Annotated in this window: 20 protein-coding genes; 10 read left to right on the top strand and 10 right to left on the bottom strand. The window is 71.8% G+C overall.

Translation table 11 applies throughout. From position 1 onward, the window contains the following. Positions 1-44: 44 nt before the first annotated feature. From ABD299_RS14180 to ABD299_RS14145, 8 genes are all read right to left on the bottom strand, one after another. The gene (locus ABD299_RS14180; RefSeq protein ID WP_344262172.1) at positions 45-1,256 is read right to left on the bottom strand and encodes an acyl-CoA dehydrogenase family protein; all 1,212 of its coding nucleotides are present in this window, start codon (positions 1,254-1,256) and stop codon (positions 45-47) included. A 1-nt stretch (position 1,257) separates the two neighbouring features. Then, on the bottom strand, positions 1,258-1,779 hold the full coding sequence (locus tag ABD299_RS14175; RefSeq protein ID WP_344262170.1) for a MaoC family dehydratase: 522 nt from the start codon (positions 1,777-1,779) through the stop codon (positions 1,258-1,260). Between the two features lie 44 nt (positions 1,780-1,823). Then, entirely contained in the window at positions 1,824-2,783 is a 960-nt protein-coding gene (locus ABD299_RS14170; protein WP_344262168.1) for an HpcH/HpaI aldolase/citrate lyase family protein, read from the bottom strand. Further along, entirely contained in the window at positions 2,780-4,792 is a 2,013-nt protein-coding gene (locus ABD299_RS14165) for a protein meaA (protein WP_344262166.1), read from the bottom strand. The genes ABD299_RS14170 and ABD299_RS14165 overlap by 4 nt, the downstream gene beginning before the upstream one ends. Next, entirely contained in the window at positions 4,785-6,161 is a 1,377-nt protein-coding gene (gene ccrA / locus ABD299_RS14160) for a crotonyl-CoA carboxylase/reductase (protein ID WP_344262203.1), read from the bottom strand. Before ccrA ends, ABD299_RS14165 begins: the two co-directional genes overlap by 8 nt. Before the next feature lie 445 nt (positions 6,162-6,606). After that, entirely contained in the window at positions 6,607-7,389 is a 783-nt protein-coding gene (locus ABD299_RS14155) for a TetR family transcriptional regulator (RefSeq protein WP_425581331.1), read from the bottom strand. A gap of 3 nt (positions 7,390-7,392) precedes the next feature. Continuing rightward, on the bottom strand, positions 7,393-9,195 hold the full coding sequence (locus tag ABD299_RS14150; protein ID WP_344262162.1) for a 3-hydroxyacyl-CoA dehydrogenase family protein: 1,803 nt from the start codon (positions 9,193-9,195) through the stop codon (positions 7,393-7,395). Positions 9,196-9,473: 278 nt separating this feature from the next. Continuing rightward, positions 9,474-10,157 carry a TetR family transcriptional regulator gene (locus ABD299_RS14145; RefSeq protein ID WP_344262160.1) on the bottom strand — a complete coding sequence of 228 codons (684 nt, stop codon included), beginning with the start codon at positions 10,155-10,157 and terminating at the stop codon, positions 9,474-9,476. Between the two features lie 81 nt (positions 10,158-10,238). Here ABD299_RS14145 and ABD299_RS14140 point away from each other — a divergent pair, with 81 nt between their 5' ends. From ABD299_RS14140 to ABD299_RS14120, 5 genes are read left to right on the top strand one after another with little or no spacing between them, the layout of a single operon-like run. Then, positions 10,239-11,966, top strand: a complete 1,728-nt coding sequence (locus ABD299_RS14140; protein WP_344262158.1) for an ABC transporter ATP-binding protein — start codon at positions 10,239-10,241, stop codon at positions 11,964-11,966. After that, positions 11,963-13,795 (top strand): ABC transporter ATP-binding protein, encoded by a 1,833-nt coding sequence (locus tag ABD299_RS14135; protein ID WP_344262156.1) that lies wholly within the window; start codon positions 11,963-11,965, stop codon positions 13,793-13,795. The genes ABD299_RS14140 and ABD299_RS14135 overlap by 4 nt, the downstream gene beginning before the upstream one ends. Positions 13,796-13,848: 53 nt before the next feature. Then, positions 13,849-14,373 carry a MerR family transcriptional regulator gene (locus ABD299_RS14130; RefSeq protein ID WP_344262154.1) on the top strand — a complete coding sequence of 175 codons (525 nt, stop codon included), beginning with the start codon at positions 13,849-13,851 and terminating at the stop codon, positions 14,371-14,373. Further along, positions 14,370-15,968, top strand: a complete 1,599-nt coding sequence (locus ABD299_RS14125) for a peptide chain release factor 3 (protein ID WP_344262152.1) — start codon at positions 14,370-14,372, stop codon at positions 15,966-15,968. The genes ABD299_RS14130 and ABD299_RS14125 overlap by 4 nt, the downstream gene beginning before the upstream one ends. 25 nt (positions 15,969-15,993) lie before the next feature. After that, entirely contained in the window at positions 15,994-16,824 is an 831-nt protein-coding gene (locus ABD299_RS14120; RefSeq protein WP_344262150.1) for a flagellar biosynthesis protein FlhF, read from the top strand. Positions 16,825-16,980: 156 nt separating this feature from the next. Here the strand turns inward: ABD299_RS14120 and ABD299_RS14115 are convergent, their stop codons facing one another. After that, a complete protein-coding gene (locus tag ABD299_RS14115) occupies positions 16,981-17,361 on the bottom strand; it encodes a MerR family transcriptional regulator (RefSeq protein WP_344262201.1) in 381 nt (126 codons plus the stop codon). Positions 17,362-17,769: 408 nt separating this feature from the next. Between ABD299_RS14115 and ABD299_RS14110 the strand changes: the two genes are divergently transcribed. From ABD299_RS14110 to ABD299_RS14095, 4 genes are all read left to right on the top strand, one after another. Further along, entirely contained in the window at positions 17,770-19,275 is a 1,506-nt protein-coding gene (locus tag ABD299_RS14110; RefSeq protein WP_344262148.1) for a SulP family inorganic anion transporter, read from the top strand. Between the two features lie 205 nt (positions 19,276-19,480). Next, positions 19,481-20,695, top strand: coding sequence for an MFS transporter (locus tag ABD299_RS14105; RefSeq protein WP_344262146.1), 1,215 nt, complete (start codon positions 19,481-19,483; stop codon positions 20,693-20,695). Positions 20,696-20,851: 156 nt separating this feature from the next. Then, the gene (locus tag ABD299_RS14100; RefSeq protein ID WP_344262144.1) at positions 20,852-21,487 is read left to right on the top strand and encodes a hypothetical protein; all 636 of its coding nucleotides are present in this window, start codon (positions 20,852-20,854) and stop codon (positions 21,485-21,487) included. Next, a complete protein-coding gene (locus ABD299_RS14095; RefSeq protein WP_344262142.1) occupies positions 21,484-22,101 on the top strand; it encodes a hypothetical protein in 618 nt (205 codons plus the stop codon). The genes ABD299_RS14100 and ABD299_RS14095 overlap by 4 nt, the downstream gene beginning before the upstream one ends. A 118-nt stretch (positions 22,102-22,219) precedes the next feature. Here the strand turns inward: ABD299_RS14095 and ABD299_RS14090 are convergent, their stop codons facing one another. After that, the gene (locus ABD299_RS14090; RefSeq protein WP_344262140.1) at positions 22,220-23,245 is read right to left on the bottom strand and encodes an Rv2578c family radical SAM protein; all 1,026 of its coding nucleotides are present in this window, start codon (positions 23,243-23,245) and stop codon (positions 22,220-22,222) included. A 234-nt stretch (positions 23,246-23,479) separates the two neighbouring features. Between ABD299_RS14090 and ABD299_RS14085 the strand changes: the two genes are divergently transcribed. Next, positions 23,480-24,697 carry an MSCRAMM family protein gene (locus ABD299_RS14085; protein WP_344262138.1) on the top strand — a complete coding sequence of 406 codons (1,218 nt, stop codon included), beginning with the start codon at positions 23,480-23,482 and terminating at the stop codon, positions 24,695-24,697. Positions 24,698-24,802 lie beyond the last annotated feature (105 nt).

Here is a 24,802-nt window from a genome sequence, read left to right as displayed (position 1 = left end):
CGGTGTTTTCCCCGCGGGCGGGTGTCCCCCCGAAGGGGGACATGTCACGCTTGCTCGCGGTACTCCTCCAGCAGTCGCCGCCCGATGATCATTTTCTGGATCTCCGCGGTTCCTTCACCGATCAGCAGCATCGGGGCCTCCCGGTACAGCCGCTCGATCTCGTACTCCTTGGAGAAGCCGTAGCCGCCGTGGATGCGGAACGCGTCCTCGACGACCTCCTTGCAGTACTCGGACGCCAGGTACTTCGCCATCCCGGCCTCCAGGTCGTTGCGCTGACCGGAGTCCTTCTTCCGCGCCGCGCCGACCATCAGGGCGTGCGCCGCCTCGACCTTGGTGGCCATCTCGGCCAGCTTGAACTGGATGGCCTGGTGCTGGGCGATCGGCTTGCCGAAGGTGTGCCGCTGCTGGGCGTAGCTGACACCGAGCTCGAAGGCGCGCTGGGCCACGCCGCAGCCGCGGGCGGCGACGTTCACGCGGCCGACCTCCACGCCGTCCATCATCTGGTAGAAGCCCCGCCCGGTGGTCCCGCCGAGCACCCGGTCGGCCGGCAGCCGCAGACCGTCCATGATCAGCTCGGTGGTGTCGACCCCCTTGTAGCCCATCTTGTCGATCTTGCCGGGAATCGTCAGGCCTTCCCGGACCTGCCCGAAGCCGGGCTCCTTCTCGATCAGGAAGGTGGTCATCGACTTGTGCGGGGCGGTGCCCTCGGGGTGGCCCTCGTCGGTGCGGCAGAGCACCGCCACCAGGGTGGAGGAGCCGCCGTTGGTGAGCCACATCTTCTGGCCGGTGAGCACGTACTCGCCGGTCCGCTCGTCGCGCACGCCCTTGGAGGTGATGGCGGAGACGTCCGACCCCAGGCCCGGCTCGGACATGGAGAACGCGCCACGGACCTCGCCGGTGGCCATCCGGGGCAGGAAGTGGTCCTTCTGCTCCTGGGTCCCGTGCTTCTGGAGCATGTACGCCACGATGAAGTGCGTGTTGATGATGCCCGACACGCTCATCCAGCCGCGGGCGATCTCCTCCACGCACAGGGCGTAGGTCAGCAGCGACTCGCCCAGGCCGCCGTACTCCTCGGGGATCATCAGGCCGAACAGCCCGAGATCCCGCAGTCCGGCCACGATGTCGCTGGGGTACTCGTCCCGGTGCTCCAGCTCGGTGGCGACCGGCAGGATCTCCTTGTCGACAAACGCACGGACGGTGCTCAGGATCTCCCGCTGGATCTCCGTGAGCCCTTCGGTCTGCGCCAGACGGCCCATGTCACTTCTCCTTCTGCCGGGCTTCGCGCGGCTCCGGGCGGCCGGGCTGCTCGCCGCCGCGCTCCTCGATGTAGCTGGCGGTGGGCACCATCACCTTGCGCCGGAAGACGCAGACCACGGTGCCGTCCTGCTTGTATCCGCGGGTCTCCACGTACACGATGCCGCGGTCGGACTTCGACCGGGAGGGCGTCTTGTCGAGCACGGTGGTCTCGCCGTAGAGGGTGTCGCCGTGGAAGGTCGGCGCGATGTGCCGCAGCGACTCGATCTCCAGGTTGGCGATGGCCTTGCCGGAGACGTCGGGCACCGACATGCCCAGCAGCAGGGAGTACACGTAGTTGCCGACGACGACGTTCTTGCCGAAGTCGGTGGTCCGCTCCGCGTAGTTCGTGTCCAGGTGGAGCGGGTGGTGGTTCATGGTGAGCAGGCAGAAGAGGTGGTCGTCGTACTCGGTGACCGTCTTTCCGGGCCAGTGCTTGTACACGTCACCGACGGTGAACTCTTCATAGGTGCGGCCGAATTGCATGGATCGACTCCGGGGCGAAAGAAACGGACGGGGCGGGGGCGGGCTCAGTCGGCGGGCGGCTCGAACTTCGTGGTCCGCTTCAGGCCCGCGGCGCGCCCCTTGCCGGCGACGACCAGCGCCATCTTGCGGCTGGCCTCGTCGATCATCTCGTCGCCGAGCATCGCCGAGCCCTTCTTGCCGCCCTCCTCGGAGGTGAACCAGGCGTAGGCGTCCAGGATCAGCTCGGCGTGGTCGTAGTCCTCCTGGGAGGGGGAGAAGATCTCGTTGGAGGCCTCCACCTGCCCGGGGTGCAGCACCCACTTGCCGTCGAAGCCCAGCGCCGCTGCGCGCCCGGCGACCTCGCGGTAGCCGTCCACGTTGCGGATCTGCAGGTACGGGCCGTCGATCGCCTGCAGGTCGTGGCTGCGGGCGGCCATCAGAATGCGCATCAGGATGTAGTGGTAGGCGTCCGCCGGGTAGCCGGGCGGCTGCTCGCCCACGACCAGGGACTTCATGTTGATCGAGGCCATGAAGTCGGCCGGGCCGAAGATGATGGTCTCCAGCCGGGGCGAGGCCGCCGCGATGGCGTCCACGTTCACCAGGCCCTTGGCGTTCTCGATCTGCGCCTCGATACCGATCCGCCCGACCTCGAAGCCCATCGTGGTCTCGATCTGCGTGAGCAGCATGTCCAGGGCCTGCACCTGCTGGGCGTCCTGCACCTTGGGCAGCATGATGCAGTCCAGGTTCGGACCGGCGCCCTCCACCACGGTGATCACGTCGCGGTAGGTCCAGTGCGTGGTCCAGTCGTTCACCCGCACGACCCGGGTCTTGCCCGTCCAGTCGCCCTCGTTCAGCGCCTCCACGATGGTGTGCCGGGCGCCCTCCTTGGCCAGCGGGGCGCAGGCGTCCTCCAGGTCCAGGAAGACCTGGTCCGCGGGGAGCTGCTGAGCCTTCTCCAGGAAGCGCGGGTTGCTGCCGGGAACGGCCAGGCAGGAGCGGCGGGGGCGCAGCCGGTTGACGGTCATGCGGTGACCTCCAGGGGGTCGAGCTTGTTCGCGAGGCGGATCTCGTCGACGATACGGCCGATGATCTCCGTGATACCGAAGTCCTTGGGCGTGAAGACGGCCGCCACTCCGGCGGCGCGCAGCGCCCGGGCGTCGGCGGGGGGGATGATGCCGCCGACGATGACGGGGATGTCGCCCGCGCCGGCCGCCCGCAGCCGGTCGAGGACGTCGGGGACCAGCTCTGCGTGCGAGCCGGAGAGGATGGACAGCCCCACACAGTGCACATCCTCGGCCACGGCGGCCGAGACGATCTGCTCGGGGGTCAGCCGGATGCCCTGGTAGACGACCTCGAAGCCGGCGTCCCGGGCCCGCACGGCGATCTGCTCGGCGCCGTTGCTGTGGCCGTCCAGACCGGGCTTGCCCACCAGCAGCCGCAGCTTGCCGGAACCGATCTCCTCGGCGGTGGCCCGCACCCGCTGCCGGACGTCCGCCAGCGGGCCGCCGTCCTCGGCGGAGACCGCGACCGGTGCGCCGCCGACCCCGGTGGGGGCCCGGTACTCGCCGAAGACCTCCCGCAGGGCCCAGGCCCACTCGCCGGTGGTGACGCCTGCCCGGGCGCACTCCAGGGTGGGCGCCATCAGGTTGGTGTCACCGGCGGCGGCCTTCTTCAGGTCGCCCAGTGCCTGGTGCACGCGCGCCTCGTCCCGGCCGTCGCGCCAGCGGCCCAGCGCGGCGACGACGGCGGCCTCGGTGGCCGGGTCCACCGTCATCACGGCGGTGTCCAGGTCCGCGGTGAGCGGGCTGGGCTCGGTCGACTCGTAGCAGTTGACCCCGACGATCTTCTCCTCGCCGGATTCGATCCTGGCCCGTCGGCGGGCGTGCGAGGCGACCAGCTCGGACTTCAGGTAGCCGGACTCGACGGCGGCCATGGCGCCGCCCATCTCCTCGATGCGCTCCATCTCGGCCAGTGCCGAGGAGGTCAGCGACTCGACTTCGGCCTCGATGACGTGCGAGCCGGCGAAGATGTCCTCGTACTCCAGCAGGTCGCTCTCGTGCGCCAGGACCTGCTGGATGCGCAGCGACCACTGCTGGTCCCAGGGCCGGGGCAGGCCCAGCGCCTCGTTCCAGGCCGGCAGCTGCACGGCGCGGGCGCGGGCGTCCTTTGACAGCGTGACGGCCAGCATCTCCAGCACGATGCGCTGCACGTTGTTCTCCGGCTGCGCTTCGGTCAGCCCGAGGGAGTTGACCTGCACGCCGTAGCGGAAGCGGCGCTGCCGGGGGTCGGTCACGCCGTAGCGCTCCCGGGTGAGGTCGTCCCAGATGCGGGTGAAGGCCCGCATCTTGCACATCTCCTCGACGAATCGCACGCCGGCGTTGACGAAGAACGAGATGCGCCCGACGACGTCGCCCATCCGCTCCGGCTCCACCTGCCCGCTGTCGCGCACCGCGTCCAGCACCGCGACGGCGGTGGACATGGCGTAGGCGATCTCCTGGACCGGCGTGGCGCCGGCCTCCTGCAGGTGGTAGCTGCAGATGTTGATCGGGTTCCACTTGGGGACGTGGTTCACCGTGTAGGCGATCATGTCCGTGGTCAGCCGCAGCGACGGGCCGGGCGGGAAGACGTGCGTGCCCCGGGAGAGGTACTCCTTGACGATGTCGTTCTGGGTGGTGCCCTGCAGCTTGCCCGGGTCGGCGCCCTGCTCCTCGGCGACCACCTGGTAGAGCGCCAGCAGCCACATGGCCGTGGCGTTGATGGTCATCGAGGTGTTCATCTTCTCGACCGGGATGTCCTGCAGCAGCCGCCGCATGTCGCCCAGGTGGGAGACGGGGACCCCGACCCGGCCGACCTCGCCGCGGGCGAGGACGTGGTCGGGGTCGTAGCCGGTCTGCGTGGGCAGGTCGAAGGCGATGGACAGCCCGGTCTGGCCCTTGGCGAGGTTGCGCCGGTACAGCTCGTTGGACGCCTCGGCCGTGGAGTGGCCGGCGTAGGTCCGCATGAGCCAGGGGCGGTCCTTCCGGCGGTCACCCACGGGTGGCCTCGCCGGTGGCGCCGTCCTCGGTGGCACGGAACCGGTTGATGGCGTCCAGGTGCTTGGCGCGCATCTCCGGGTCGCTGACGCCCATGCCCTCGCGGGGTGCCAGGCCGAGGACGCCGACCTTGCCCTGGTGGAGATTCTTGTGCACGTCGTAGGCGGCCTGGCCGGTCTCCTCCAGGCTGTAGGTCTTCGACAGCGTGGGGTGGATCTTGCCCTTGGCGATGAGGCGGTTGGCCTCCCAGGCCTCGCGGTAGTTGGCGAAGTGCGAGCCGATGATCCGCTTCAGGCTCATCCACAGGTAGCGGTTGTCGTACTGGTGCATGTAGCCGGAGGTGGAGGCGCAGGTGACGATGGTGCCGCCCTTGCGGGTGACGTAGACGGAGGCACCGAAGGTCTCGCGGCCGGGGTGCTCGAAGACGATGTCGACGTCCTCGCCGCCGGTGAGCTCGCGGATGCGCTTGCCGAAGCGCTTCCACTCGCGCGGGTCCTGGGTGTTCTCGTCCTTCCAGAACTTGTAGCCCTCGGCGTTGCGGTCGATGATGGCCTCGGCGCCCATGTCCCGGCAGATCTGGGCCTTGGAGTCGCTTGAGACGACGCAGATCGGGTTGGCGCCGCCGGCCAGCGCGAACTGGGTGGCGTACGAGCCCAGGCCGCCGCTGGCGCCCCAGATCAGCACGTTGTCGCCCTGCTTCATGCCGGCGCCGTTGCGGGAGACCAGCTGCCGGTAGGCGGTGGAGTTCACCAGCCCGGGGGCGGCCGCCTCCTCCCAGGTGAGGTGCCTGGGCTTGGGCATCAGCTGGTTGGTCTTCACCAGGGCGATCTCGGCGAGGCCGCCGAAGTTGGTCTCGAAGCCCCAGATCCGCTGCTCGGGGTCGAGCATGGTGTCGTTGTGGCCGTCGGAGGACTCCAGCTCCACGGACAGGCAGTGCGCGACGACCTCGTCGCCGGGCTGCCAGGCGTTGACGCCCTCACCGGTGCGCAGCACGACACCGGCCAGGTCGGAGCCGATGACGTGGTAGGGCAGGTCGTGGCGCTTGGCGAGCGGGGAGAGACGGCCGTAGCGCTCCAGGAAGCCGAAGGTGGGCACCGGCTCGAAGATGGAGGTCCACACCGAGTTGTAGTTGACCGAGCTGGCCATCACGGCGACCAGGGCCTCACCCGGGCCGAGCTCGGGCACCGGCACCTCGTCCAGGTGCAGCGACTTGCGGGGGTCCTTCTCGCGGCTGGGAAGGCCCTGGAACATCTCGGCCTCGTCCTTGTGCACCGTCACGGCCCGGTAGGACTCGGGCAGCGACAGTGCGGTGATGTCCTGCGGTGTGCTGTCCGGCGAGGTGATCGCATCCAGGATGTGCTTCACGGTGATGCCTCCGGCGAGGTGCGGTGCGCGGAAAGCGCTGAGGGACGACAGGTCGGGTACGGAACTGCTGTGCCGTCGGTCCGGCGGCGGTACGCGGCTGCGCGCGGTAGCGCGGGTGCCTGTGACGCAGGCATCCGGAACGCCCGGGGGGAACCCGGTGGGACAGCGCCCGGATGCCGCACACGTTATGGCACGGCGTGCCAGCCCGCAAGACACTCAGTGCCAACAATTTCGCTCAGCTGTCATCTCGTCGACACGGATGAGCGCGGAAGGTGCGGCAGGTCACCCGCCTGCCCGCGCGGCAATGGCCCAGCTCACACGGGANCTCCCCGGGTGCTGGGGAGCCCCCGTCGGTGCAGGCGTCTGCGGGGAGCGGCGGGTCGGAGCGTGCGGCCGCCGTCCGGCACCGGGTGCCGTGGGGCCGGGGCGGTGTCCGGAACGCCGGGCGGGGTCAGGAGCGGGGCTGGGCCTCGGGGCGCAGCGCCTGCTCGATGGTGTGCAGCACGCTCTCCAGCGGAGCGTCGGTGCGGGCCACCGTCACCACCACCTCGCCGCCCGTGCCGGGGGCGCCCGGCCCGCCCCCGGGCGGCGCCGGGAGCGAGCCGAAGGTGCGCCGGACGATGGCGAAGGCCCGGTCCAGCTCCGCCTCCACGTCGCCCTTCCCGCCGCCGCGCAGCCAGCGCCGCAGCACATGGTTGTGCGCGGTCACCACCGCCGACGCGGCGACCTCGGCGAGCAGCGGTTCGTCCCCGTTGTGCGGGGAGTGTTCGTCGAACTGGCCCAGCAGGTACCGGGTGAACAGCCGCTCGTAGCGGGCGACCGAGGCGATCTCCCGCTCCCGCAGGGCGGGCACCTCCCGGGTCAGCTGGTAGCGCTCCACCGAGACCGCGGGGGAGGCCGCGTACATCCGCATGACCTCCTTGATCCCGCGGCACACGGTGTCCACCGGGTTCTCGTGCGGCGGGGCGGCCTCCAGGACCGCCTCGGCGCGCACCAGGGTGTCGTCGTGGTCGGGGAAGATCGCCTCCTCCTTGGACCGGAAGTGCCGGAAGAAGGTCCGGCGGGCCACGCCGGCCGCGGCGGCGATCTCGTCCACCGTCGTGGCGGCGTAGCCCTTGGTCGCGAACAGTTCCATTGCGGCCGCCGCGAGTTGGCGGCGGACCTTCAGGCGCTGCGAGGAGGGCTGGGGGCGGGCGGTCTTCATGGGCGAGGCCATGGAGGGAACGTAACGCATGCCTCAGCGACGGGCATACTCACGGAAACCCCTGCCGGTCTTGCGGCCCAGGCATCCGGCGTCGACCAGCTGGCGCAGCAGCGGGGCGGGCGCCAGCGACTCGTCGCGGAACTCCTTGTGCAGCACGTCCTCGATGGCCAGTGACACGTCCAGGCCGACCACGTCGAGCAGTTCGAAGGGGCCCATCGGGTAGCCGGCGCCCAGCTTCATCGCGGTGTCGATGACGTCGGGCGTCGCGTAGTGCTCCTGCACCATCTTCACCGCGTTGTTGAGGTACGGGAACAGCAGCGCGTTGACGATGAAGCCCGCCCGGTCGCCGCAGTCCACCGCGTGCTTGCGGATCTTCGCGCAGACCGCGTGCACGGTGGCGTGTGCCTCGTCGCCGGTGCGCACGGTCCGCACCACCTCGACGAGCTTCATCGCCGGGGCGGGGTTGAAGAAGTGCATGCCGATGACGTCCTCGGGGCGGGAGGTCGCCGTGGCGCAGGCGATCACCGGCAGCGAGGAGGTGGTGGTGGCCAGCACCGCACCGGGCTTGCACACCCGGTCCAGGTTGGCGAACAGCTCCTGCTTGATCGCCAGGTCCTCGGCGATGGCCTCGACGACCAGATCCACCTCGGCCAGGGCGTCCTGGCTGTCGGCCGGGGTGATGCGCTCCATCGTGGCGTCCCGGTCCTCGGCCCGCATCCTGCCCTTGGCGACGGCCCGGTCCAGCGAACCGGCGATCCGCTTGCGGGCCGTCCCGGCCTTCTCCAGGCTCCGCGCGACCAGCACCACCCGGTGTCCCGAGGCGGCGAAGACCTGGGCGATGCCGGAGGCCATCGTGCCGGAGCCGACCACGCCCACGAGCTCCACCGGCCGTGCTCCGGCCGGCTGCCGGCCCGCGTCCGGGGTGAGCTCGTCGGGCACGACCTGTGCCTGGTCGGACCCGCTGTCCCCGGCGTAGGTGTAGAAGCCCCGGCCGGCCTTGCGGCCGGTCATCCCGGCCTCGCTGAGCTGTTTCAGGATCGGCGCGGGGGCGTGCAGGCGGTCCCCGGAGCGCTCGTAGAGGGCGTCCAGGACGGTGCGCGCGGTGTCGATGCCGATCATGTCGAGCAGGGCCAGCGGACCCATCGGCAGGCCGCAGCCCAGCCGCATCGCCGCGTCGATGTCCTCGCGGGTGGCGTAGCGGGCCTCGTACATCGCGGCGGCCTGGTTGAGGTAGCCGAACAGCAGCCCGTCCACGAGGAACCCGGGCCGGTCGCCGGTGGCCAGCGGCTCCTTGCCGAGGTCGCGGACCAGTTCGGTGACGGAGTCGACGACCTGCGGCGAGGTCAGCACCGAGGAGACGATCTCCACGAGCTTCATGACCGGGACAGGGTGGAAGAACTGCAGGCCCACCACGCGCTCGGGGTGGGCCGTCTCCGCGGCGAGCCGGGTGACCGGCAGCGCGTTGGTGCCGGTCGCCAGCACGGCCGTCGGCGCCACGATCTTGTCCAGCGCGGTGAGGACCTCCAGCTTGAGCGCGTAGTCCTCGGGCACGGCCTCGATGACCAGGTCGGCCTGCGCGGCGGCCTGCAGGTCGGTGAAGGTCCGGAAGCGGGTGAGGATCTCCTGCTGCTGCTGGGTGGTGATCTTCTGGCGCTCGACGGCGTGGGCGGTGGATGCCTCCAGCGCGGCGGTGGCCCGCCGGGCGGCGGCGTCGCTGGTGTCGATGCCGATGACCTCACGGCCGGAACGGGCGAGAACTTCGGCGATGCCGGTGCCCAGGGTGCCGAGACCGATCACGGCGACAGTGGGGAGAACGGGGAACGAGGGACGGTCCATCACGGGACTCCAGGGGTGACGTCAGCAGTGGCCGCGCACACGGGCGCGAGCCGGTTGGTGCGGCGGACCCTGTCCCCGGGGTCCTGCCGTGCTGTACGAGGAGCGCCGGACCGACGGCACTCCGGGCGGCTGCGTCACCAGGCCGCCTGAGCGGGATTCCGCTCTGATGAGCAGAGTAACCCGCCGGTAATCCTCTGGCCATCCCCCTGCCCGCTCCCGGCGTGTGTCACGCGTCACGGCCCTGCCGCCTCGCGCGCTGCGGCTCAAGGAGGCGTGGCTCAGAGCGCCGGGGGCGGGCGGTGCACGGTGTCTGCGGTGAGGGCCACGGCGGCGGGGAGGGCGTCGAAGGCCTCCTCGATCCGGCGGACCAGCTCGGGCCGCCCGCCGTGGCCCGGGCGGTTGCCGTGGCCGTGTCCCCGGCTGGCGACCCAGTTGCGGACCCCGCAGCGCCAGGCCGCGAGCGCGAACTCGCCCAGCATCCGGAGCCGGACGTCCTCCCGGCCGTCCGCGCCGAGGCGCTCCTCCAGGGCCTCGACGACGCGGGACTGCGCTGCGTACCAGCTCAGCGTCGAGTGGTCGCGCAGTCCGGGAGTCCGCGCGGCCAGGTAGCGGCCCGCGATGAAACGCTCCTCCCAGGAGGAGCTCTGCTCCTCGATGGCGGCGATCAGGGACGCGCGCAGCACGCCGAGGAGCGGCCCTTCGGCCGCCGCCGCCGCGAGCCGGCGGGCGAAGGCCTCCTGCAGTTCGGCCTCCGCGTGCAGTGCCACGTCCTCCTTGGACGCGAAGTAGCGGAAGAAGGTCCGCTTGGAGACCTCCGCCTCGGCGCAGAGCCGGTCGAGCGTCACCTCCGCGAAGCCGTGCTGCCGGAACAGCCGCAGGGCCGTGCCGACCAGGGTGTGGCGGGTGCGCCACTTCTTGCGCTCGCGCAACGGGAGGCCGGCGGGCGGGGTGTCGGTCGTCACACCGGCCAGCCTAGCCAGCCGGAAGGCGGGAGAAAACGCTACTCGTTGCCAACTGCCACTGAGGCGCGTAATACTGCCCGGGTGCTGATCCGCTTACTTCGCACCCGGCTCCGCCCGTACACGGGCCAGATCCTCGCTGTCCTGCTGCTCCAGCTTCTCCAGACCCTCACCACCCTCTGGCTGCCGACTCTCAACGCCGGCCTCATCGACCACGGCGTCGCCCGGGGTGACACCGGGTACGTGATCGGGACCGGCGCCGTGATGCTCACAGTCACCGCCGTGCAGGTGCTCTCCACCCTGGCGGCGGTGTTCTGGAGCGCACGGATCGCCGCGGCGCTCTCCCGGGACCTGCGCGCGGAAGTCTTCGGCGCCGCCCAGCGCCTGTCCGTCCACCAGCTGGCACGCTTCGGCCCGGCTTCCCTGCTGACCCGGACCATCCACGACGTCCAGCAGATCCAGTCGCTGGTCCTGCTCGTCCTCACCGTGATGGTCACCGCCCCGGTGATGGGCGTCGGCGGCGTCCTGCTGGCCCTGCGTCAGGACGCCCCGATGTCCCTCCTGCTGATCGCCGTGCTGCCGCTGCTGGTCGGGACGCTCGCCGTCGTCATGGTGCGGATGGCCCCGCTCTCCCGGGCCCTTCAGCTCCGCGTCGACGGCATCACCCGGCTCGCCCGGGAGCAGATCACCGGACAACGGGTCATCCGCGCGTTCGCCCGCGAGCCGTACGAGCAACGCCGGTTCGCCGACGCCAACGACGAACTCACGGACACCGCGCTGCGGCTGGGACGGCTGGCGGCACTCATGAAGCCGCTGATGATGCTCTTCCTGGACGGGGCCGCGGTGCTCGCGCTCTGGTTCGCCGCGCACCGGATCGACGCCGCCGCGATGCAGCCCGGCTCGCTGATCGCTTTTTTGCACTACCTGATGCAGATCCTCCAGGCCGTCGTGCTCGCCCAGCTGGCCCTGCTCATGGTCCCGCGGGCGGCCGTCGCCGCCCAGCGGATCTCGCAGGTCATGGACACCGAACCGGCCCTCCCCGCGCCCTCCGCCCCGGTCACCCGCATGCCGGAACCCGGGCACCTGGAGGTGCGCGGAGTGGGCTTCTCCCATCCCGGCGCGGCACGGCCGGTGCTGCACGGGGTGGACCTCACGGCCCGGCCGGGCCGGATCACCGCGGTCATCGGGCCCACCGGGGCGGGCAAGACCACCCTGCTCGACCTGGTCGTCCGGTTCGCCGACCCCACCGGCGGCACGGTCCGGGTGGGCGGTGTGGACGTCCGGGAACTCGACCCGGCGGTCCTGGCGGCGACCGTCGGCTACGTCCCCCAGAGGGCCCATCTGTTCTCCGGAACGATCGCCTCCAATCTGCGCACCGCCCGCCCAGGCGCCACCGACCGGGAGCTGTGGCAGGCCCTGGAGACCGCGCAGGCACGCGAGTTCGTCGCCGCCGCAGGCGGCCTGCACGCCTCCGTCACCCAGGGCGGCGGCAACCTGTCCGGCGGGCAGCGGCAGCGGCTGGCCGTCGCCCGGATGCTGGTCGCCCGCCCCGCGATCTGCCTCTTCGACGATCCCTTCTCCGCGCTCGACGCCACCACCGAGGCCGCTCTGCGCGACGCCCTGGCGGACGCGCTGTGCGGTGCCTCCGTGGTCGTCGTGGCCCAGCGCGTCCACACGGTGCGGCACGCGGACCGGATCCTCGTGCTCGACCGCGGGCGGGTCGTCGGCTCCGGCACCCACGCACAGCTTCTGGCGGACAACGCCGTCTACCGGGAGATCGCCCGGTCCCAGAACGTCGAGGAGACACCATGAGCGCAGACGGCACGCGCACCCGACCGGATGCCCTCTCGCGCCCTCGTGGCGGAACGGTCCGGTGGCTGCTGCGCGAGATGCGGCAGGAGCGGTGGGCTCTCGCGGCCGTGGTGGCCACAGGCGTTGCGACCGTCGGGCTGACGCTGCTGGTTCCCCTGCTGCTGGGCGCGGTGACCGACCGGATTCTCACCGGCGCGCGGGGCCAGGGAGTGGATTACCCCGCCGTGGCCCGGGCGCTGCTGGTGGTGAGCGGCCTGGTGGCGACGTCCGTGTTCCTTGCCTTCCTCCGGGGCCGGCTCACCGTGCGGGTGGCGCAGCACACCGCCCGCCGTTTCCGCGGGCGCTGCGCCGCCAAGCTCACCCGGCTGCCGGTGCGGGACCTCGGCCGGCAGTCCCGCGGCGACGTCCTGTCGCGGATCACCAATGACATCGACAATCTCGCCCAGGCCCTGCAGCAGGCGCTGGGCGGACTGATCGCCGCGGTGCTCACCGTGCTGGGCGCGATGGCCGCGATGCTGTGGATCTCGCCGCTGCTCACCCTGGTCGCCCTCGGCACGGTCGTCCTGTCCGCCGTGGTCATCCGGGTGCTCGGCCGGCGCGCACAGCCGCGGTTCGCCGAGCAGTGGGAGGCCACCGGACGGCTGGGCGCGCATGCCGAGGAGATGTACACCGGCCATGCCCTGGTGGTGCTCCACCGCCGGCAGCGCGAGGCGGCCGAGGTCTTCGCCGGGCACAACGAGGCCGTCCGCCGGGCCGGTTTCGCCGCACAGTTCCGTTCCGGGATCATCGAGCCGGCGGCCACCTTCCTCGGCCACACCGGCTATGTGCTGATCGCCGTGCTGGGCGGGCTGCGGATCGCCTCGGGGACCATGACGGTGGGCGGCATCCAGGCGTTCGTCCAGTACACCCTCCAGGTCAACCAGCCCGTCGCGCAGCTGGCCGCCTACGCCGACCTGGTGCAGTCCGGCGTGGCCTCGGCCCGGCGGATCTCCGAGCTGCTCGGTGCCCCGGAGGAGCGGCCCGGCCCCGTCCCCGCCGGCCGGCCCGCGACGGTGCGCGGACACGTCCGGTTCGAGGACGTCTCCTTCCGCTACGACCCGGACGTGCCGCTGATCGAAGGGGTCCGCGCGACGCTCGCCCCCGGCCGCACACTGGCCGTGGTCGGGCCGACCGGAGCCGGCAAGTCCACCCTGGCCCACCTGCTCCTGCGCTTCGAGGAGCCGTCCGGCGGCCGGATCACTCTGGACGGCACGGACATCGGCACCATGTCCCGGACGGAGCTGCGCCGCCACATCGGGGTGGTCTCCCAGGACACCTGGCTGTTCGCCGGGACCGTGGCCGAGAACATCGGCTACGGCGCCGAGGGCGCCTCGCGCGAGGACATTGTCGCGGCGGCGCGGTCCGCCTGCGCCGACCCCTTCATCCGCACCCTTCCGGACGGCTACGACACGGAGCTGGACGAGGACGGCGGCGGGCTCAGTGCGGGGGAGAAACAGCTGCTGACCATCGCGCGGGCTTTCCTGGCCCGGCCGGCCGTCCTCGTCCTGGACGAGGCGACCAGCTCGGTGGACACCCGCACCGAGCTCCTCGTGCAGCAGGCCATGACAGCGCTGCGCCGGGACCGCGCCTGCCTGGTGATCGCACACCGGCTGTCCACCGTCCGGGAGGCCGACGAGATCGTGGTCATGGAGACGGGGCGCGTCACCGAGCGCGGCACTCACCCCGAACTGCTGGCCGCGGGGGGCACCTACGCCCGGCTGTGCCGCTCGGCCCTCTCCGGCCCGGTCCCCGCTCCCGCGCCCTCCGGCCCGGCGGCGGCTCCGGCCTGACCGCCGTCGCCCCGGAGGCGGGGAAGGCGAATCCGTGTCCGTACCGTCCGGGCGTGCAAACCTCTCGTGACGAGAGGGTAGATTCACAGCAGGCGGCGGAGCCGGCCGGGGCCCGGTGCTCCCGACAGGACGGCGTGGTGGTCATGGGGCGGATACTGATGCGGATCGGTGAGGTGGCGGAGTGCACCGGGCTGTCGCCGCGGACCATCCGGCACTATGAAGAGGCCGGCCTGACCGGGCCGGGAGGAGATGCCGGGGACGGCGGCACCAGGCTGTACACGGAGACAGAGGTGCGCCGGCCGGCACTGGCCCGCCGGATGCGGTCGCTGGGGTTCCGGACTGCCGATGTCCGGTCCCTGGCCGGACTGCTGGACCGGCTGCCCGAGGCCGGCGACGACCGGCGTGCGTACGAGGAATTGGTGGCGAGGTTGCGAGAGTTCTGGCAGGAAACGGACGCGCGGTGCGAGGAGATGCGCCGTGAGCTTCAGGAGGCGGAGGACTTCGCCCGGACCCTGCACCGGCACCTGGCCCGCCTGACCGGGGCCCCGGCGGCACCGCGGAGCGGGGGTGCGCGATGAGTGCGCGGGCTGTGACGGAGGCCGCCAGGCGCCGCACGTTCGCGGTGATCAGCCACCCCGACGCGGGCAAGTCGACACTGACCGAGGCCTTGGCGCTGCACGCGCGGGCCATCACCTCGGCGGGCGCTGTGCACGGCAAGGGCGACCGGCGCGGCGTGGCGTCGGACTGGATGGAGATGGAGAAGGCCCGCGGCATCTCGGTGACCTCCGCGGTGCTGCAGTTCTCCCACCGCGACCAGGTGCTGAACCTGCTGGACACGCCGGGGCACGCGGACTTCTCCGAGGACACCTACCGGGTGCTGGCGGCCGTGGACTGCGCGGTGATGCTCATCGACGCGGCCAAGGGCCTGGAGGAGCAGACCCGCAAGCTCTTCGACGTGTGCCGGCACCGGGGCATCCCGGTCATCACCTTCGTCAACAAATGGGACCGCCCGGGCCGGGAGGCCCTGGAGCTGATGGACGAGATCGAGTCCGAGTTCCGGCTCCGCCCGACCCCCGTCACCTGGCCGGTGGGCATCGCGGGCGACCTGCGCGGGCTGATCGATGTGCGGGACCCGGAGCACATGCTGCGCTACACCCGGATGCCGGGCGGCAGCAAGGAGGCGGCGGAGGAGACCGTGCCTGCCGCCCGCGCCGCGGCCGAGGAGGGCGAGGACTGGGAGCGTGCCTCCGAGGAGCTGGAACTGCTCGGCGAGAGCGGGGGCCTGCACGACCCGGAGGCGTTCCTGGCCGGGAAGTCCACTCCGGTCTTCTTCGGTGCGGCGCTGTCCAACATCGGCGTCCGGCTGCTGCTGGACGCGGTAGTGGATCTGGCCCCGGCTCCGGCCGCCCGCGAGCTGGCCGACGGCGGCCGGCAGCCGGTGGACGCGCCGTTCTCCGGTCTGGTGTTCAAGATGCAGGCCAACATGGACCGTTCGCACCGCGACCGGATCGCGTTCGTGCGCGTGTGCTCCGGTGTCTTCGAGCGCGGCATGACGGTCACCCGGGCGGCCAGCGGACGGCCGTTCGCCACCAAGTACGCCCACAGCGTCTTCGGCCAGGACCGCTCCTCGGTGGAGACCGCCTACCCAGGGGACGTGGTCGGGCTCGTCAACGCCGCCTCCCTGCGGGTGGGGGACACCCTGTACGACGGGCCGCGGGTGGAGTTCCCGCCGATGCCGACCTTCGCGCCGGAACACTTCTCGGTGGTGCGGCCGGTGGACATCGGCCGGTCCAAGCAGTTCCGGCGCGGCATCGCCCAGCTCGACGAGGAAGGGGTCGTGCAGGTGCTCGTCTCCGATGTGCGCGGCGAGCAGGCACCGGTGCTTGCGGCGGTCGGTCCCATGCAGTTCGACGTGGTGCAGCACCGCATGGAGTTCGAGTTCTCCGCACCGGTGAAGCTGGAGCCGCTGGCCTACAGCGTGGCCCGTGCGACCGACACCGCCGGCGGCGAGGCGCTGAACCGGTCCCGGCTGGTGCACGGTGAGGCCATGGTGCGGGTCAAGGACCAGGTGGTGCTGGCACTTTTCCCCAGCCGCTGGCATGTCAGCTCCTTCGAGCGGGAGTTCCCCGACCATCCGCTGGAGCCGCTGATCGCCGCCCACGAGACCGGCTGAACCGCCGGGAGGAGAGAGGATCGCGATGGCGCACGCCCTGACCTGTCCGTCCTGCGGGGAGACTGAAGAACTGCACGGCGAGCCGCACGAGGGCGACATCCGGGTGCGCTGCGCACGTTGCGGCGCGGTGTGGATGCGCGGCGAGCCGGTCTGCGCGACCTGCGGCGGCGCGGAGATCGTGGAGCGGCCGCAGGCCATGACCCGGCACTCGCGCGGCACCCAGCTGTCCATCATCGGCTGGAGGCAGTTGCCGCTGTGCCGGACATGTGATGCCGAGGCCCTGCGGGCCTCCATCACCGAGAACGTCGCGGTGCCGGACAGCTATGTGTCCGCCGCCCTGCACGCGCCCGGCAGCGCCTCCGGCCCGGCGGGGAGTGCGAGGGACGAGGAGGACGCCGGGGCTCCTGCGCCTTCTGCCGGGCCCCGTCCCCCGGCGAAGGGACGGACACCCTCCACCGTGAAGCCGGAGGCGCGCTCCGCCGTATCCGCGCAGCGGCCTTCCGGAACGGCCAAGGCCCCGGCGGCGAAGAGGCCGGTGCGCCGCGGGCGTCCCCAGCCGGCGCCGACGGCCGTGCCCACCGTGCGGCAGGCGATCCAGGCCTTCCTGTCCGAGGGGTCGGGCGATCTCGACCACACGGCGATGCTGCTGCTGGGCACGCATCTGGGGTCCTACCAGCGGCTCGATGTGCTGGAGGGCGAGCGGGCCCGCGAGGCTCTCACCGAGTGGTTCGCCGGCCACTGGGGCGAGCCCGGGACTCCGGCCGAGCAGGGTGCCCGTGCGACGGTCTGCAGGGCGATGGACTTCTGGGGAGCCCGCGGCTGGCTGAGCAGCGATCCGGCGGCCGGCCTGCGCTGAGCGGCCACCGGACGCGGTCGCCGGGGCCGGCGTCCGGACACTGGCGACACTGCCGTTGCGTGAGAGTGGTCTCGCTGCTCGCCGACGTGTGTCGGCCTGCTTCCGAAGCGCCTTCCGTGGGCTTGTGGCGTCGGTTCACCGCCCCGGAGGGCGCACTCAGTCCTTGGCGTCGAGCCTGTGGCGCAGCGTCGCGGCGAAATCCTCGGCCGCGAGAAGCTGGGCACGCAGCTTTTCGCAGCGGGCCTCGGCCACTTGGTGAAAGGCGCGCAACTGCTGCCGCAGCTGTTCGCGCTCCGCGTCCGAGCCGCCGCCGGACGACAGTTCGTCGAGGACGGTGAGCAGATTCCGCATCTCCTCCAGGGAGAAATCAAGCGGCTTCATGCGGCGCACGACCATCAGCCGGTCGACATCCGCCCGGGTGTAGAGCCGGAATCCGCCCTTGCTTCGCGCCGACGGTGTGACCAGGCCCATCTCCTCGTAGTGCCGGATGGTGCGCAGCGAGAGCCCGGTCCGCTCGGCGACCTGGCCGATCTGCATGTGTCGCTCGTCTGCCACCGTCAGCACCCTCCAGGTGTTCGGCTCTTGTTGTGCCGGAGTTCCGGGCCCAATTCGGATTCGTAAACGCCAGCCTAGCCCGTGAGATGAATCACAGGGGTGCGGCAGGAGTTTTCCTGCAATTCACAGAACAGCGGCGCAGGTCACCCCTTACGTCAGGGTAGAGTCGTCCTCATGGGCGGAACGCTCCGCCCGGCTCCCCGGCCTCACCGGCCGCGGCGCAACCGGACTTCCGGGCAATGATGCCCGACCGGTGGCCCGAGGCGGCCACCGCCCCCGGCGGCACACCGTCAAGGATGACGGCTCGCACGTCGCCGGATTCCCCCGCTCCCCGGAGCCGCACACCTTGTGCGCGCGGTCGTGTCCGCGTGCCTGAACGGAAACGGATGCATGTCCGCTGATACCTCCGCCGCCTCGCGGCGGTTCCCGAAGCTGTCCCGGCCCGACTGGCTCTCCTCCGTGCGTACGTTCCGTACCGAGGTTCTGGCGGGACTGGTGGTGGCCCTTGCCCTGATCCCCGAGGCGATCTCCTTCTCGATCATCGCCGGCGTGGACCCCAGCGTCGGCCTGTTCGCGTCGTTCACGATGGCCGTGGTGATCTCCTTCGTCGGCGGACGCAAGGCGATGATCTCGGCAGCCACCGGCGCGATGGCGCTGGTCATCGCGCCGCTCAACCACCAGTACGGCCTCGGCTACCTGGTGGGTGCGGTGATCCTGGGCGGCCTGATGCAGATCGCCATGGGGGCCATCGGAGTCGCCCGGCTGATGCGCTTCGTGCCGCGCAGCGTGATGGTGGGCTTCGTCAACGCCCTGGCCGTGCTGATCTTCATGGCCCAGGTGCCGGAGCTGCGGGATGTCCCCTGGGCGGTCTATCCGCTGGTGGTCGCGGGCCTGACGATGATGGTGCTCTTCCCCCGGATCACCAGGGCCGTGCCGGCGCCGCTGGTCTCGATCGCCGTGCTCACCGTGATCACCGTGGCGGCGGGCATCGCCGTCCCGACTGTCGGCGACAAGGGCGAACTGCCCTCGTCGCTGCCGGTGCCCGGCCTGCCCGACGTGCCGCTCACCATGGAGGCGCTGGCCATCATCGCCCCCTATGCCTTCGCCTTCGCGCTGGTGGGCCTGATGGAGTCGCTGATGACCGCCAAGCTGGTGGACGACATCACCGACACCCACTCCAACAAGACCCGGGAGTCCGTCGGCCAGGGCATCGCCAACGTGGTCACCGGCTTCTTCGGCGGCATGGGCGGCTGCGCCATGATCGGCCAGACCATGATCAACGTGAAGGTGAGCGGGGCCCGGACCCGGCTGTCCACTTTCCTGGCGGGTGTCTTCCTGCTCGTCCTGGTCATCGTCTTCGGACCGGTGGTCTCGGCGATGCCGATGGCCGCCCTGGTCGCGGTGATGATCATGGTGGCCGTGGCCACCTTCGACTGGCACTCGGTCCAGCCGTCGACGCTGCGCCGGATGCCGAGGAGCGAGACCGTGGTCATGGTCACGACCGTGCTGGTGGTGGTGGTCACCCACAACCTGGCGATCGGGGTCGTCGTGGGCGTGATCGTCGCCATGATCGCCTTCGCGCGGCGGGTGGCGCACCTGGCGCAGGTGTCGGGCGTGGTGGACCCGGACGGCAATCAGGTGGTCTACGCGGTCACCGGGGAGCTCTTCTTCGCCTCCTCCAACGATCTGGTCTACCAGTTCGACTACTCGGGCGACCCGGAGGACGTGGTCATCGACCTGACCGACGCCCACATCTGGGACGCCTCCTCGGTCGCGGCGCTGGACGCCATCGAGACCAAGTACGCGGCACGCGGCAAGCGGGTCACGGTCATCGGCCTGGACAAGCCCAGCGCCGAGATGCGCGAACGGCTCGCCGGCCGGCTGGTCAGTCACTGACACGGGACTGTCCGGCGGGCGGAATGGACGTGCACGGGGAGCGGGTCACCGGCAGGATGTCAGTGGCCCGCGCCCGACTGTCCGCCCTCTCCCGGAGGCCGTCCTGAGCAAGCCCACCGCTCCCCTCACGACCACCGGTGACGGCGGTCCGGCCCCCGTCCCCGGGAAGAAGACCTCCGCAGGAGGGTTCCACGGCTGGCGCATCGTGGCGTTCAGCGCCGTGGTGATGGCGATGACCGCCCCGGGCCAGACGCACGGCGTCTCGGTGATCATCGACCCGCTCATGGCGGACCTGGACATCACCCGGACCCAGATCTCCACCGCCTACATGACGGGCACCCTGGTCGGAGCCTGCGCCATGCCGCTGGTCGGCCGGGCCATCGACCGGTACGGGCCCCGCGCGGTCATGGCCGTGGTGGGCGCCGTGTTCGGAGGAATCCTGCTCGCGCTCACCCTGGTGACCGGCATCGTCGGCCTGACGGCCGGCTTCGTGGGCATCAGGATGGCGGGGCAGGGCGCGCTCTCGCTCGTCGCCACCACGACCGTCGCCTACTGGTTCGAGCGGCGGCGCGGCTTCGCCCTCGGCATCGTCGGCGCGCTCGGCACCGCCGGTATCTCCATGGCTCCGCTGCTGTTCGAGCGGCTGGTGTCCGCTACCGGCTGGCGCGAGGCGTGGGCGATCCAGGGTCTGCTGGTGTGGGCCGTGGTCCTGCCCATCGCGTTCTGGGGCATCCGCAACCGGCCCGCCGACATCGGCCAGCATGTCGACGGCGTCGCCCCGGCCGACGGTTCCCCGGACACCGGCGAGCTGACCGGCTGGCCGCTGCGCGCGGCGATGCGCACCGGGATGTTCTGGGTCCTGCTGGCCTGCATGTCGGCCGCCAGCATGCTGGGCACCGGCCTCGCCTTCCACCAGATCGACCTCCTCGGCGAACGCGGCCTGAGCGCCACCGAGGCCGCCGCCAACTTCCTTCCGCAGACGGCCGCGGTCCTGCTGGTCACCGTCGGAGCGGGAGCACTGCTGGACCGGATCTCACCGAAGTTCGTGCTGTGCGGCGCCATGCTCACCCTGGCCGCGGGCATCATGGCCGCGGGCGTGGTCGCCCCCGGCTGGAGCGCCCTGGGGTACGGCCTGGTCATGGGAACCTCGGGCGGCATGATGCGGGCGGTGGAATCCGCCGCCGTGCCCCGCTACTTCGGGACCGCCCACCTCGGGGCGATCCGCGGCACCGCCTATACGGCGGTGGTCGCCGCCAGCGCGTTCGGGCCGGTGGCCGTCTCCCTCGGCCGCGACCTGAGCGGTGACTACGCCACCGCGCTGCCGTTCCTGGCCGCGATCCCGGTGCTGGTGGCGGTCACGGCCGCGCTGACCCGCGAACCCCGCCCGGCCGGGCGGGACTTGCTGCCGCCAGGAAGGTGAGGCGGTGTCAGGTGGTGCCGGCCGGGGCGGATCCGGGGCACGTCGCGGAAACGCGCCCGGGGCACGCCCGCGATGACTTCGCGTTTGCGCTGAACCGTTCGGGTAACCCGCAGTGTTGACAGCCTCGCACGAGGGGACTTCTGCGAAAGGCAGCACATGTCCACAGACGCGATCATTATCTTCGGCGTGGCGGTCGCCATCATCCTCGGTCTCATCTTCTTCCTGCCGCGGATGCAAGGTGGCGGCGGCAACGTGGAACGTCGTTTCGGACCCGAGTACGACCGGACCGTGGCCCGGCACGACGGCGACACCAAGGCCGCGCGCAAGGATCTGTCCGACCGGCTGCGCCGGCACCGGGACCTGCGGACCCGGCGCCTCTCGGAGCGCGAACGCGACCAGTACGCCGCCCAGTGGGCCGCGATCCAGGAGCAGTTCGTGGACTCTCCGGCTGCCGCGGTCGCCGAGGCCGACCACCTGCTGACCCGGCTGGTCCACGACCGTGGGTTCCCGTCCGACGAGTACGACGAGCAGATCTCCGCGCTTTCCGTGCACCACCCGAAGCGGGTCGACGGCTATCGCCGTCTGCATGCCGTCGCGGGCCAGGAGCACCCCGGCGGCACCGACACCGAAGAGCTGCGTGCGGTGATGATCGAGGCCCGTGAGCTCTTCGAGGACCTGCTGACGAGCGAGCCGGACCGGCCCCGCGGGAAGCGGCTCCGGCTCAGCGAGCGCCTGCACGTGCCCGGGATGAGGAACCGTCATCAGCCCACCACTTCGGGAGGCGGAGCATGACCGACCACCGACTCGACCACCGGAACGACACCGGCCACGACCCGCTCCTGGCCCCCACCGCCGACGAGAGGGACCGGCAGGGGACGGCGGACGGACACGGCGGAGCCGCACAGACGGACCACGGGCAGGCACTGAGCCATGACCCCGACCGCCGAGGGGCCGGCCAGGACCACGGCGACAGCCGGCACGGCAACGGTCAGTACGACGTCGGGAACGGCCAGTACACCGGCGGCCAGTACGGCGACGGCCAGTACGGCGAGAGCCAGTACAGCGACGGGCCGCAGGCCGACGGCCGGCATGCCAGGGAGCAGCGGTACACCGACGGCACCGGACCGTTCATCGCGGAGGGCAGGGCGGAGCAGCTCGCGCTGCGTCTCCAGCACACGGTGAGCGGCTTCGTGGACGCCCCCCGGAAGTCCGTCGAGGAGGCGGATGCCCTGCTCCAGGAGGCGGCCTCCGTGTTCACCGACTCCATCGCCGAGCGCCGGCGCAACCTGCGGGCCGGCTGGAACGGCAACGCCGAGGACGGCGGAGCCGCCGCCGCGGACACCGAGGAGCTGCGCACCGTGCTGCGCGACTACCGCGACCTGATGGACCGTCTGCTCAAGACCTGACGACGGTCCCCCTCACCGGCCCTCGCGGCCACCAGCGGACCCCGCCTGTCCCGTGTCCCACGGGAGCACGCGGGGCTCCGTGCTGTCCGCTGCCGGTGCCCGGCCGCGCACGGTGGCCTCACATGAGGGTGAGCTGGGTGGCCGCCGTCTCCGGCTCGCCGGCCGGCGAGCCGGGCAGGTTCCGGGCGGTTCCCCGGCGGGCGGGGCCGATGCCGTACTCGGCGGCCAGCTCGTGCACCTGGCCGGTGATCCGGCGCTGGTACCACCTGGGGGCGTAGGCGCCATCCGCGTAGAGGGTCCGGTAGTGGCGGACCAGGCCGGGGTGGTGGCGGTGGAGCCATTGCATGAACCATTCCCGGGCGCCGGGCCGCAGGTGCAGGGCGAGCGGGGTGACGGACGTGGCCCCGGCCGCGGCGATCGCCCGCACGGTGCTCCGCAGCCGGTCCGGGCTGTCGCCCAGGAACGGGATCACCGGCGCCATCAGCACTCCGCAGGGGATGCCGTGGGCGGTGAGGGTGCGGACCACGTCGAGCCGGCGGGCGGGTGCCGGGGTACCGGGTTCGACCGTGCGCCACAGCGACTCGTCGAGGAAGCCGACCGAGACCGACACCCCGACATCGGTGACGGCCGCGGCCTCCCGGAGCAGACCGAGGTCGCGCAGCACCAGGGTGCCCTTGGTCAGGATGGAGAACGGGTTGGCGTAGTCGCGCAGCGCGGCCAGGATGCCGGGCATCAGCCGGTAGCGGCCCTCGGCTCGCTGGTAGCAGTCGACATTGGTGCCCATCGCCACGTGCTCGCCCTGCCATCGCCGGGCCCCCAGCTCGCGCCGCAGAAGTTCCGGTGCGTTCACCTTGACCACGATCTGGGTGTCGAAGCCGGTGCCGGTGTCCAGGTCCAGATAGCTGTGGGTGTTGCGGGCGAAGCAGTAGACGCAGGCGTGGGTGCAGCCTCGGTACGGGTTCACCGTCCATTCGAACGGCATCCGTGAGGCCCCGGGCACCCGGTTGAGGATCGAGCGTGCCCGGACCTCGTGGAAGGTGATGCCGCGGAACTCGGGGGAGTCGATCGTCCGGGTGACGGCATCGGTGCCGAAGAGGGCGGGGGCGGCGTCGGTGCCGTCCTCGCCCAGAGTGTTCCAGCGCATGGCGGGCCTCCTTGCTCGTCGCCCCAAGAATAGAACACGCGTTCGACCATCGCGGTCAACCGGTATCCCGGGCGCGCCGGAAGAGGGTCGGTGGGGGGAACGCGTGTGCTCACACTCACCGGTCCGGGTGGTTTGTCCGCCGGGCGGTTTCCTGCGGAGCGTCCGCTTGCCCTCGGTTGCCGCCGGTGGGAGAAAGACGCCGGTAGCACAGCGGCGGGCGAGGGAGCGAGCGGGATGAACGGCAGCACGCCGAGAGGTCCGGACACCGGAGGAACGCCCTTCGGCGGCACCCGTACGGCGGTCCCGGCCCCCGGAGCCGCGGCAGAGGCCCGGGCCGGGCGCGTGACCGTGCCGCGTGCCCGGGCGACCGGGACCCCCGGACGCACCGGCGCCGCCCGGAGCGCCCCCGCCCGGCCCGGCCCCGTCCCGCGGAAAGCGGAGCGGATCTCCGCGGCAACGGCCGTGCCCGCACCGCGGCCCCGGCTGCGGCGGGCACGCGCCGGAGTGACCGCACTGCTGCCGCTGCCGCTGCTCGCCGCCGGCGCACCGGCCGGCGCACTGCCGCAGCTCGCGCCGGCCCTCGCGCTCGGCGTGCTGCTCGCCTTCCTTCCCGAGGAGAAGACCCAGGTGACCGACAATCCCCCCGTCCCCCAGGCCCGCAGCGGCGGGGCCCCCGTTCCCGCCCAGGTGTCCGTGCGCGGCAGCGTCCGGCACGGGGACGGTGCCGGCGTCCCGCACGCGACACTCACCCTCATCGACGCGGGTGGAGGGCAGAGCGCGCGCGGCACCACCGCGGAGGACGGCCGGTACGCCCTGACCGCGCCCGGGCCGGGCTCCTACACGCTGATCGCCGCGGCCTGCGGGCACCAGCCGCGCGCCGTCGGCGTGCTGGCGGGCGACGGACCGGTCGAACTCGACGTCCTGCTCGGCGGCACCGGCCTGCTGGCCGGGCGGGTCCTGGCCGCCGACGGCTCCGGGGTGCCCGGGGCGACGGTGACCCTCACCGACGGACAGGGCCGGGTGACGGCCACCACCCGCTCCCAGGACACCGGCGGCTACCGCTTCGAGGCGCTGGTGGCAGGCCGCTACACCCTTGCCGCTACCGCGCCGGGCCGCCGTCCGGCCGCCGTGCCGGTCACCGTCGGGGACGACCTGCCGACCCGTCAGAACATCGAACTGGCCGGGGGAGCGGTGCTCACCGGAACCGTGCGCACCGAAGGGGACCGCCCGGTTCCGGAGGCCCGGGTCACGCTGCTCGACGCCGACGGCCGGGTACTCGGCACCGCCCTGACCCGCCCCGACGGCCACTACTCCTTCACCGGCCTCGCGTCCGGCGAGTACACGGTCGTCGCGGCCGGCCTCCCCCCGTCCGCCCGGGCGCTCAGAGTGGAGGGCGACCGGCCCGCCGAGCACGACCTCCGGCTGGTCCACGAGGAGGCCCGTCCGGTCTGACGCCCGCCCAGGGCTCGCCGGTGGGCCGTTCGAGGTGCGGCAGAGGACTGGACCTGTGCCGTTGTCCCCGGGTCTTTCACCCGCCCGCCGACGGCGCGTAACGTG

The organism is Streptomyces sodiiphilus (assembly GCF_039529215.1).
In the GTDB taxonomy this organism is placed as follows: domain Bacteria; phylum Actinomycetota; class Actinomycetes; order Streptomycetales; family Streptomycetaceae; genus Streptomyces; species Streptomyces sodiiphilus.
Note: the sequence above shows the minus strand (reverse complement) of the source record. Positions and strands in the feature narration are given on the sequence as shown.

Excerpts from the sequence above, each read along its gene's own strand:
- ABD299_RS14100 (WP_344262144.1), top strand. The coding sequence starts at position 20,852 with ATGTCCACAGACGCGATCATTATCTTCGGCGTGGCGGTCGCCATCATC.
- ABD299_RS14090 (WP_344262140.1), bottom strand. The coding sequence starts at position 23,245 with ATGCGCTGGAACACTCTGGGCGAGGACGGCACCGACGCCGCCCCCGCC.
- ABD299_RS14110 (WP_344262148.1), top strand. The coding sequence starts at position 17,770 with ATGTCCGCTGATACCTCCGCCGCCTCGCGGCGGTTCCCGAAGCTGTCC.
- ABD299_RS14135 (WP_344262156.1), top strand. The coding sequence starts at position 11,963 with ATGAGCGCAGACGGCACGCGCACCCGACCGGATGCCCTCTCGCGCCCT.
- ABD299_RS14115 (WP_344262201.1), bottom strand. The coding sequence starts at position 17,361 with ATGCAGATCGGCCAGGTCGCCGAGCGGACCGGGCTCTCGCTGCGCACC.
- ABD299_RS14170 (WP_344262168.1), bottom strand. The coding sequence starts at position 2,783 with ATGACCGTCAACCGGCTGCGCCCCCGCCGCTCCTGCCTGGCCGTTCCC.
- ABD299_RS14095 (WP_344262142.1), top strand. The coding sequence starts at position 21,484 with ATGACCGACCACCGACTCGACCACCGGAACGACACCGGCCACGACCCG.
- ABD299_RS14085 (WP_344262138.1), top strand. The coding sequence starts at position 23,480 with ATGAACGGCAGCACGCCGAGAGGTCCGGACACCGGAGGAACGCCCTTC.
- ABD299_RS14175 (WP_344262170.1), bottom strand. The coding sequence starts at position 1,779 with ATGCAATTCGGCCGCACCTATGAAGAGTTCACCGTCGGTGACGTGTAC.
- ABD299_RS14150 (WP_344262162.1), bottom strand. The coding sequence starts at position 9,195 with ATGGACCGTCCCTCGTTCCCCGTTCTCCCCACTGTCGCCGTGATCGGT.
- ABD299_RS14155 (WP_425581331.1), bottom strand. The coding sequence starts at position 7,389 with ATGCGTTACGTTCCCTCCATGGCCTCGCCCATGAAGACCGCCCGCCCC.
- ABD299_RS14125 (WP_344262152.1), top strand. The coding sequence starts at position 14,370 with ATGAGTGCGCGGGCTGTGACGGAGGCCGCCAGGCGCCGCACGTTCGCG.
- ABD299_RS14180 (WP_344262172.1), bottom strand. The coding sequence starts at position 1,256 with ATGGGCCGTCTGGCGCAGACCGAAGGGCTCACGGAGATCCAGCGGGAG.
- ABD299_RS14120 (WP_344262150.1), top strand. The coding sequence starts at position 15,994 with ATGGCGCACGCCCTGACCTGTCCGTCCTGCGGGGAGACTGAAGAACTG.